9 protein-coding genes are annotated in these 10,107 nt (G+C 57.8%); all 9 read right to left on the bottom strand.

What is annotated here, in order from left to right:
• Positions 1-610: pilus assembly protein PilM (gene pilM / locus VN887_01390; protein ID HXT38655.1), on the bottom strand; the 610-nt coding region annotated here is incomplete at its 3' end.
• Positions 611-764: 154 nt separating this feature from the next.
• Positions 765-1,739, bottom strand: a complete 975-nt coding sequence (locus VN887_01385) for a UDP-glucuronic acid decarboxylase family protein (GenBank protein HXT38654.1) — start codon at positions 1,737-1,739, stop codon at positions 765-767.
• An 85-nt stretch (positions 1,740-1,824) separates the two neighbouring features.
• Entirely contained in the window at positions 1,825-3,216 is a 1,392-nt protein-coding gene (locus VN887_01380) for a sugar transferase (GenBank protein ID HXT38653.1), read from the bottom strand.
• 84 nt (positions 3,217-3,300) lie between these two features.
• Positions 3,301-4,059 (bottom strand): exosortase-associated EpsI family protein, encoded by a 759-nt coding sequence (locus VN887_01375; GenBank protein HXT38652.1) that lies wholly within the window; start codon positions 4,057-4,059, stop codon positions 3,301-3,303.
• Positions 4,056-4,952: an exosortase/archaeosortase family protein gene (locus tag VN887_01370; GenBank protein ID HXT38651.1), complete on the bottom strand. Its 897-nt coding sequence runs from the start codon at positions 4,950-4,952 to the stop codon at positions 4,056-4,058. The genes VN887_01375 and VN887_01370 overlap by 4 nt, the downstream gene beginning before the upstream one ends.
• Positions 4,953-5,102: 150 nt before the next feature.
• Complete coding sequence (locus tag VN887_01365; protein ID HXT38650.1) at positions 5,103-6,299, bottom strand: glycosyltransferase family 4 protein; 1,197 nt, start codon at positions 6,297-6,299, stop codon at positions 5,103-5,105.
• Positions 6,280-7,578 (bottom strand): nucleotide sugar dehydrogenase, encoded by a 1,299-nt coding sequence (locus VN887_01360; protein HXT38649.1) that lies wholly within the window; start codon positions 7,576-7,578, stop codon positions 6,280-6,282. Before VN887_01360 ends, VN887_01365 begins: the two co-directional genes overlap by 20 nt.
• Positions 7,575-9,554, bottom strand: coding sequence for a heparinase II/III family protein (locus VN887_01355; protein ID HXT38648.1), 1,980 nt, complete (start codon positions 9,552-9,554; stop codon positions 7,575-7,577). Before VN887_01355 ends, VN887_01360 begins: the two co-directional genes overlap by 4 nt.
• Positions 9,555-9,566: 12 nt before the next feature.
• The coding region (locus tag VN887_01350) for a Gfo/Idh/MocA family oxidoreductase (GenBank protein HXT38647.1) at positions 9,567-10,107 on the bottom strand (541 nt) is incomplete at its 5' end.

Here is a 10,107-nt window from a genome sequence, read left to right as displayed (position 1 = left end):
GCGAGTAAACCTTGCCCTTCTCGAAAAAAAGCAGATTGCTGGTCTTGGCACCAATATCGAGAAGCATTGTGCAACCGTCGAGGTCGCCGTAATTGAAACGAAACGCGTTGCAAAGCGCGGCCGGGGAAACATCCACCAGTTGCACGCGCAACCCCGCGGCTTCAGCCGTCCGAAACAAACCTTCCACGACGTCGGTTTTGATCGCGACGAGCAGGACCTCAAGTTCGCCTGTCGGAGTCGTTCCCAGAATCTGGTAATCCCAGACCACTTCCTCCAGAGGAAACGGCACATTCTGCTGCGCTTCGTACTGGATGATCTGCGTGACCTTCGAAGTGTCCACGGGCGGCAGTTTGACGAATTTGGAAAAGACGTGAAAACCGGGCGCGCAGACATTGATGTTTTTCGACCCGAAAGGTTTTTCCGCGAACAATTCCTGAATCGACTTCAGAATCACCCGCTCGCGGGCGGCGTCCTGGGAACCTTCGAAGCCGAGCGCCCTGAGCCCGAATTGCTTCAAGCGCAGCGTGCCAGCGTCGTTCGGATCAAATTCCGCAACCTTGAGGCTTCCAGCCCCGAAATCGAGGCACAAAAATGACTTCGTGTTTAGCATTTAAACGTCGGCAGAACCGTCCGGCAAAAAACGCCCCGCTTCAGGCAACCCCGAAGCCGGGCGTACACGTGAAAGTCTGTGCTGGTTACTGAAAATCGAGGGCATGGTCAAATATAAAAGTTGAATCGCTTCATATTATTCGCTCGTCTTCCGCTCAATTCAAAACCTTTCCGCTAAAGTAAGCGATGGTTTTTTTCAGTCCGGTCGTCAGCGAGACTTCGGGTTCCCACTTCAGCAGTTTCTTCGCGCGGGTAATGTCCGGCCTCCGTTGTCTGGGGTCATCCTGCGGCAATGGTTTGAAAGCGATCCTGCTCCGCGAGCCGGTGATGCGGATAATTTCCCGCGCAAATTCGAGCACCGTCAGTTCCTGCGGGTTGCCGATGTTCACCGGTTGATTCGTCCTGCTCATCATCAACCGGTAGATTCCCTCGATCAAATCAGAGCAGTAGCAGAAGCTGCGTGTCTGCGAGCCGTCGCCAAACACTGTGAGCGGTCTGCCGTCCAAAGCCTGACTGACGAACGCCGGCACCACACGCCCGTCGTTCAAACGCATCCGCGGGCCATACGTGTTGAAAATGCGTACGATGCGCGTGTCGACGCCATGCTCGCGATGGTAAGCCATGGTCATTGCTTCAGCGAACCGCTTGGCTTCGTCGTAGCAGCCGCGGGGGCCGATCGCATTCACATTGCCCCAATAGTCCTCGCGCTGCGGATGGACCAGCGGATCACCATAGGTTTCTGAGGTGGAAGCTAGCAAGAATCGCGCCCGTTTGTTCTTGGCGAGACCAAGTGCCTTGTGCGTCCCGAGCGAACCTACTTTCAATGTCTGAATCGGCAATTCCAGATAATCGACCGGGCTGGCTGGCGACGCAAAATGCCAGACGTAGTCAACCGGGCCATTGAGGAATATGAACTCCGTGACATCCTGATGTATGAAGCGGAAGTCACGATTGCCGGCCTGGTGTGCAATGTTGTCCGCATTGCCAGTGACCAGATTGTCCAGGGCGATGACCTTGTGGCCACGCTTCAAAAGCAAATCCACCAGATGGGATCCGAGGAATCCGGCCCCGCCCGTGACTACTGAGGTGGGCCGAACGGTTCCCGGTTTGTTTCGCGTTGGTGCGGCCATAGGTCGTAGTAAATAGCTAATCTAACAATACAAGGCTGTCAGCGTTTGGTCACGACACGTGCTCGTCTGCGGGTAAGACCGGGTTTTACTTGGCGCCCGTTCCGAGCAACACGACGGGAATCGTCCGGAAGAGGATTTTGAAGTCAAGCCACAATGACCAGTTGTCAATGTATTCAAGATCGAGCCGCACCCAGTCGCGGAAATCCTTCACATTACTCCTGCCGCTCACTTGCCACAGGCACGTAATGCCCGGCTTGACGCTGAGCCGGCGCCGGTGCGCCAGATCATCAAACCGTTTGACCTCATCCAACGGCAGCGGCCGGGGGCCAACCAGGCTCATTTCGCCGCGGAGGACGTTGATCAGCTGCGGGAATTCATCAAGACTGAATTTGCGGATGAACCGGCCGACGGGTGTGACGCGGGGATCCTTCGTGATCTTGAAGACCGGGCCGGCCATCTCGTTGAAAACTTCCAGTTCGTGCTTGCGCTGCTCGGCGTTCGTGGCCATCGAACGGAATTTGAGCATGGTGAAGGGTTTTCCATTCAGACCGGCGCGCTTCTGCCGGAACAGGACCGGGCCTCGCGAAGTGAACTTGATCAAAAGGGCAAGGGCCAGCATGACGGGCGAAGTGGCCGCGATCAGAAAACACGCGCCGGCGGCATCCAATGCATGCTTCCCGATGCTTTGCCACGAAGCCTCGGGCGTCGAGCGAAAGACGAGCATCGGCCGCCCTTCGAAATCGTCCAGCGCGGTCTGGGAAATCTGCGTCTTGAAAAAATCGGCAAGCAGCCAGACTTCGACACCCTCCAGTTCGCAGGTCTGAATGACCTTCTCCACCTGGCCAAACATGGTGTGCCTGGCGCTCAGCACGACTCCATTGATTGAGTGTTCGTGCAACAGGTCGGACAGCCGTTCCAACGAGGTTTCGCCCAGATCAATCTCGTCCAGGATTTCAATTCCCTCACGGGATTGGGCCTTCATTTTGGCGCGCAACGGCCGCGTGTCCTCGGCTGCGCCTACCAGCAGCAGCCGTTTCTTCAACTGGTCCTGGCCAAATTTGCTCTGTACCCAGTGCCGAACGAATTCCTCCTTTGCCAGCACGAGGAAAAAACTGATCGCGCCGAAAAGGACGATGACTCCACGAGCGGGTTGCTCACGCGCAAGGAATGAAATCAGGATGATGATGATTGTCGTCCAGTTGCACGCCCAGAAAAGCTGCCAGATGGTCTGACGACGCGACGCGAGGAGGGGGCGATCATAAAAGCCCTGTATCTCGAGCAATACTGGCGTCGTCAGAAATATCGCTAGAAGCAAGGGGGCATACGTTCCGAAAGATTGGATCTCGGGCCGTTCCCACAGGAATTCAAAATGCCAGTTTGCCCGTACTGCGTGCGCGATCCAAAAGGCAACCATGAACAGCCCGGCGTCAACCAATTGATGGACGCGGGTTCGAATTTGTCGTTGCCTGCGAAGCATGGATTCAACAATTAGGCATGGAAATGGCCCGTGGGTAAACTCAAAAAATGTTCATTCAACCGACAGTAACCAGGGAAAACACTTCTAGGGTAATGCCACCGCGAACGATTCGGAACGCCCGTTCGTCAATTGGAATTCCGGGACGGCGGCACCGACGAATTCTTTCATGCGCTGATATGTCGCCTCTTCCTCGCCGGGGGTGCAGACTGCAAAACAACTCACGTATGCCCAGCGCTGCAAAGTGCCGGTTCGGATCAAGTCGCGAGCCATCCACCACATCCTTTGCAAATGGTCGGCCGTCAATTCCTTGTCCGCCACGAACCAATAGACGTAGATTCCCCGGGCCACGATTTTTCCTCCACCGCTCGTCTCCCGGACTCCGGTGGCTGTCAATTTCATGACCGGCAGATTGTATGAAGGCGGCCCTTTGACCGGAATGGCAGTCGTTTCTGAGTGGTCAATCCTCCACCCCTGACCGGTCAAACAGTATTGCGGCTTGTGAATGCTGGTACGGTCGGTTCCCATTAAAACAACACTGACGACCATTTCGAATCCATCCGGAGCCTTGTACATACGCCGCCCGTAAGTCGTGTCCTTCGGCAGCCACCCCAACTCGAGTGGTGTCACTGGAACCGGCTTCGAACTGAAACTCAAGACCTGTTCCGGGAGGTAAACGCTGTTCGTCCCGACTATGTTTCCGTCAGGGTCGCGAACCGGTTGGGGCACGACTTTTACTCCGGGCTGGCCGAGCCTCTGGTTGGTTCGCCAATACGCGAGCAAACCTGCGGTTCCACCGATGAGCGCCAGCACCACAATTAGAATGCTCCACGAACGTTTGTTCATACCGGCTTCGCCTCCAGAACTCCGATCGGGTGTGTAGTTCGATTTCCAAGCCAGTGTCCCAGAAAAATGAGGCCCGCAATTGGCGGAACGTAAGGAAGCAAACTGAACCAAAAACTCTCATGAACATAGTTGCCCGCCGACTGACCGAAGGTCTCGGCTGCGACGATGATCGTTGTCAGCCGTACCACATTCCCAATCACCGCCAGGGGAAACGCCGACACGATGATGACCAACCGTTGCCAGTTCTTGCGGAATTCGAGGAAGCCGTAGATTGTGGCCAGCGCGAATATTGCCGTAAGACTGCGCAACCCGCTGCATGCCGCCGCCACTTCGTATTGGTACCTGCCGGAAGGCTCCCAGATGTTGGTTCCGTTTTGGACGACGTCGATTCCCAGGACCATCTGCGCCAGACCCACCGTGGTCTTCGTGGCCAGAATGCGCAGCGGGAAGGTGATTTTCTCGGACATCGTTGCTATTGGCACGCAAAAAACGAACAGGAAAAACGGGAAGAAGCTCGCCTTGAGCCACCGCGGACCCCAGACCAGTCCGGTCAATCCATACAATCCGACAAAAAATGCTAAGACCGAAACACGTGTTTGCTGCACTCGATAGCCGAACACGTGCAGCACGAGTCCCGTCACCACCAACGTCAACGCTGGCCACCATTGCCCTTTGGGCAAAGTAACGAGTTCTTTTCGTTTTACATATAATAGCGCCAAAACCACTAACGGCACCAGAAAACCATGCTCGTCATCGACGGAGTTGTGATACGCGTAGTTCAGCCAAGCAAACAGCGAAGGCGTCTTCGTGTAACCAAAAGTGGGGTTTCCAAGGAAATGGAAAAAAGCTACCCAAGCCGCCAGTAAAATGAAGAACAACGGCTTGTCCGGCATTGATCTCCAGAATTCGGCGGCCTCATCGAGCGGTCCCGCGGGCCTGTATGGTGATGGGTGTGTTTCCGGCATACACATCTGATTCAGACAGATAAGACACCCATCCACGTCGTCTGCTCAATGAAAATCGGGCGACGAGCCGGGAAGGGACTATCGGAGCGCGGCACGAAAAGCCTCCAACAACTGTTCGACCGACCGCTCCCAGTTCAGCTTCGTTCGGATGCGTTCCTCTCCTGACCGGCCCATCCGCTCCCGTTTTGGGGCGTCATCCAGCAGACTGCTGATCGCCTTCCCGAGCTTTTCGGCGGAATTCTCCTCCACATACACCGCGGCATCACCAGCCGACGCGCGTCCCTCTTTCGTTGCAAACATCACCTGCGGCTTGCCAAAGATCATGTATTCAAGCGTCTTGTTCATCGTGCAATGATCGTTGTAAGGATTGGCGGGGTCACAGGCAACACCCACGTCCATCGTTTGCAGGGCGGAAAACAGGTAATCGTTGCTCACGCGACCGGGCAGATCCAAGTATTCCCTGAGCCCCATGCCGTCGCGCATCGCGATCAGACGTTCGTATTCCGGTCCAGTCCCCATCAGCAGAAATTGCACGTCACGCCGGCCAAGCTCATTCACAATGTGGCCCGCCGCCTCGATCAGGTAGTTCACACCGTCCGCGTCGCCCATCACTCCGACATACCCGACCAGATAATTGCGTCCCTTCTTCAACGTTGTATCGGGCTTCGCACTGGAGGCGGGGATCTTCGGCGCCGTGCGGACCACAAAAACTCTCTCCGGCGGTTTTCTTCCGCGTCGAAGGGCGACGCCCCGAACCGATTCGTTGGTCGCCAGGACAACGTCCGCGAGTGCGTAAGTCAGCCGCTCCGCCGTTCGCACCGAGTGGTAAAGCAATCCTCGTTTATTAAACTTGGCCTCGAACATTTCGGGCCACAGATCGTGCACGTCGTATATCACTTTCACGCCAAAAAACAGCTTGAACGGAAACGCCACCAGAAACAGCAGATCGGGCGGATTGCAAAGATGAATGACTTTGAAACGGTGTCGCCGCCACGCTTTCCACGCCAGCCGTATCTCACCCCACAACGCCGAGCCGTACTCACACACAAAGCCGGCGACCCCGTTTGCCTCTTCGCTGATCCAATGGCGGTAAATCTGTACGCCGTCGAGTTTCTCCTCCGATTGCATGTGGCCGCGCATCCGCGGACAGATCACCACGACCTCATAGCCGGCGTCGCGCAGGGCGCAAGCCTCCTGCCAGACGCGACGGTCGAGCGGTACTGGCAGGTTCTCGACAACTATGAGAACAGCCGGCTTACCAGCAGAATCCTTCATATTTTGCCGGCAAATTGCGCAGCTCGTGCCAGCCGTTCACGTCCAGCACCCGATGTTCCGGTGTGACGACTTTGGCGAGTTCCGCAATCGAAGCACAACGCTGGGCCGCCACGATCAATCCCTTTCGTCCAATGGCCTGCGCCAGGTCCTCCTGCAACAGCGACGCCAGGTGCGGCATCTTTGCGTCGATCAGGCGTTTGTTGCTGCCGATCAGTCTCGCGAGGTTGAGTTGCGGATCGTAAATCCGCACCTGATAGCCGCGGCCCAAAAGATTCTGCGCCACCTCCACCATTGCGCTTTCGCGCAAATCGTCCGTCTGCGACTTGAACGACAGACCGAGAATCACCACCTCCTCCTGCCTCGCGCGTTCGATCAGTTGCAACAAACCCCGCAAGTGTTGCTCATTGCTCGGCAGCAGGTTCTCCAGCATCGGCAGCGGCACGCCCTGCTGGCGACCGAAATGGTTCAACGCGCGCACGTCCTTCGGCAGACACGAGCCTCCAAACGGGTTGCCCGGACGCAGATAGTAAGGCGAAATGTTCAGCTTCATGTCCGCGCAGAGCAGCGACATCACCGCGCCAGCGTCGATGTCGAGCTGTTTGCTGAGCCGCCCGATCTCGTTCGCGAACGCGATTTTCGTCGCATGAAACGCGTTGCAGGCGTACTTCACCAGTTCCGCCATCGGCCAGTGGACGACGGTTGCATCGGCGCCGAATAATTGTTTCAATTCCGCAGGCGGTTTTTGACCATCACGGGTACCGACCACGGCAAGCGACGGCTCCAAAAAATCTTTCACTGCCGAGCCTTCACGCAAAAACTCCGGATGATAAAACACCTGGAGCTGACCGGCTGCCACCGGATTAGCCAGCAACTCACTCACCAAACGCTCCGTGCTGCCCGGCAGCATTGTGCTGCGGAAAACCAGAATGTGCGGCTTGGGTCGTGTCCGCAGGACATCGGCAATCTGCCCGACGACCTGCCGGACAAAGCGCAGATCGATCCCGCCCGAGACCGCCGAAGGCGTTCCCACGCAAATCAACGAGACCTCGGTCGCCGCCACTGCTTCCGTTGCGTCCGTGGTGGCGCGCAATCGACCGCGTTGTTCTGCACGTTTTAACAGATCCTCGAGGCCGGGCTCGATGATGGGCGCCTCACCGCGATTCAGCGATTCGACCTTTGGCAAGGAGACATCGACGCCGACGACGTCATATCCTTGTTCCGCAAGGCATCCCGCCGTTACCGCGCCGACATAGCCGAGGCCGAAAATGCTGATCCTCATGAATCCGGGGAGGCTAAAAACGTCGTGCGGAAAACGCAAGGCTTGTCACTGCGGGGCTGCGCGGTGAGCAACAGATAAGGCGCGAACACGGTTTTGCGAAACGCCGGTGAAACGAGTCCAGCCATCGAGTTTTCCGGCTCCAGCTTCTCCCGGTCGGCGGGAACCTCCACCAGTTTCACTTCAGTCCAATCCTCGCTGAGTCGAACTTCAATTTCGATGTTTTGCCGACTGACAACAAACCGGCGGGAGTCCCCGCGCTTGATGATGGCATCGGGAGCAAACTGCCAGCGGACAGAAAATCCCCCCCGTGGTTCCGTGTTTTCTGCGTTAACAATCGAATCGGTGATCTCCCACCCCCCCCGAGCAGGTTCGATCGCGCGTTGCAGCGTCCGATCCACGGCCGTGCGCTCGGACGTTCGCCACGAAGACCTGACTTGTTCTTTTTGGACCACGACGTCCGGCTGAAGATGATGGCCGGACCAAAGAAAAGGCCCGAGGCGGCGCAATCCGATGCCATCCTTTGGCAGCGGTGTGTTATGGGCCTCTCCGGAAGCGAGCCAGTCGCGAAGCTGCCTGTCCGCATAGTAGGCTCCAGTACCGGGATCAACCACCATCGCGACCCCCTTTACCCAAATGGACAAGTGCAGCGCGTCGAGATGCCCGTGCGCCGCGGTCTTCAGATAACCCAGCGACGAAAGATCCCAGCGCAGGAACCAGAACCCTGATTCGCAGATCGCCATGCCCGTATCGGGATAGAACCACCAGTCGCCGACAATTCGGGCATAAGCCGGGCGGGCGCGGCCGAGCGGCGGTGAAAATACCGGTGGGTCCCCCAGCCAAAAGGCCAACGATGCGCCGAGATTGGATGTTGACCCGCTCAGCCAATCCCGCCACTCCGACAGCGCGGTCTTCTCCCGCGCGAAGAATGGCGTCACGAACGCGTTGTCGGAGTCGCCATAGTCCCAAGGTTCACGTCGAACCTGAACCTCCCAAAAGAACCGCGCCGCGCGCCGCAACCGTTCGTCCATTTCGGCGGAAATCTTTTTGCCGGCGGAAACCAGCGCCGCGCGCGCCTGCCAGCAGAATTCCCACGAGAACCAATGATAGTTCAGCGCCTGCTCGCGATTGCCACCGTCTTCGGCAAATTGCGCGAGGACCTCGCGGACCAAGAGCGTCTGTAATTCGTCAAGCGACGTTGCCCAGTGACTCAGTTCCGGCCAGCGCGCGAGAGCGAGAATCAACCCCGTCAATTCGCCGACGAGATGGTTGTTGGCCGACGAACCGAACGAGCGGTACCGCCACGCGAACCGGACGTGCGCCGGTAGAATTTCGCGGCGCAGTTGCGCCAGTCTCCCGCTGTAGCCGCAAACGGCAGCCTGCGCCTGCAGCAACGCATCAATCCACGTGAACTGCACGAGCCGCATCCCGACCTCCAGCGCGCTGGTCCAGTTCCAGCCGCGATACGGCGGATTGTGCTTCACCCAGTCTTCGAGCCACCCGACGCATTTCGCTGCCGCCCGGTCATCGGCGAGAACATGCGCAGCCATGGCCAGCCGCACGAGCGGATGCCACCGGCTCAGTTCCCAGATCAGTTTGATATCGGCGCCGTCCGGCAGCTCACGATGATCCAGTTTGAATGCGATTTCCTGCGTCGCGAGATTTCTGCCGGCGAGGTGGTCCTTGTGCCACTGCGGCGGGTCATCAACCTGGAGTTCAAGATGGCAAAAAGCCTTCCAACGTCCGGCCAGAATTCCTTTCGCATCACTCGCAAGCGCTTCGCGCAAGGCGACCGGAGCATCGTCCGGGTTGGGTATATTTGGAAAACCGCGCGGCGAAGCCGAATCAAGTGGGGACCCCGACCAATCCGGCAAACGCCGGGCGTCCTGCCATCGGTACAATTTCTTCCGGGCGTGCGCCACGATTTCGCCCGGTTCCATCGCGCGCAGCCGATGCCAATACCATGCAGGACTGGACATGAGTTCCCCGAACTACCCGTGGAGTTCCACCGGGCGCGCCTCCTGGATCGATTCAAGCACGGCAAATGTGAGCAACATGCTGACGCGCGATCGTTCGTAGGGCAGCGGGTGTTCAGTGTTTCCACGCAAAAACTGCGCCCAGGCGGCCATCTCCTCGGCGTGGCCCTTGGACGAGAACGAGGATGATGTTTTCCTGCGGCCCCGATGGACGACGAGTCTCTGGAAGTTCATGATCTCGCAGACTGCGCCTGCGCCATAAACGGTGAGCGCTTCCTTCGGATAGCCCGGATCGCCCTCGGCACTGTAAACGAGCTGGCCGCACGAGCCGTCAGCGAATTCGACTTGAGCGGCGACACTGTCGGGAAACGGCAGCCTCCCGGTCGCCGGCCAGATCGCCTGCGCTAGCACCCGCACAGGTCTTGAGTCGAACAAAAAGCAAAAGTAATCGAGAAAATGGCACACCTCCCCGACCACACGACCGCCGCTCTCCGCGTAATTCGCGTACCAATGCTGCGGATCGAGTTTGCCCGGCATCACGCGGAAACTCGCGGTC

Source organism: Candidatus Angelobacter sp. (assembly GCA_035607015.1).
Classification (GTDB): Bacteria; Verrucomicrobiota; Verrucomicrobiia; order Limisphaerales; family AV2; genus AV2.
The sequence above is the reverse complement of the archived record's forward strand: the minus strand, read 5'-3'. Positions and strand labels throughout refer to the sequence as shown.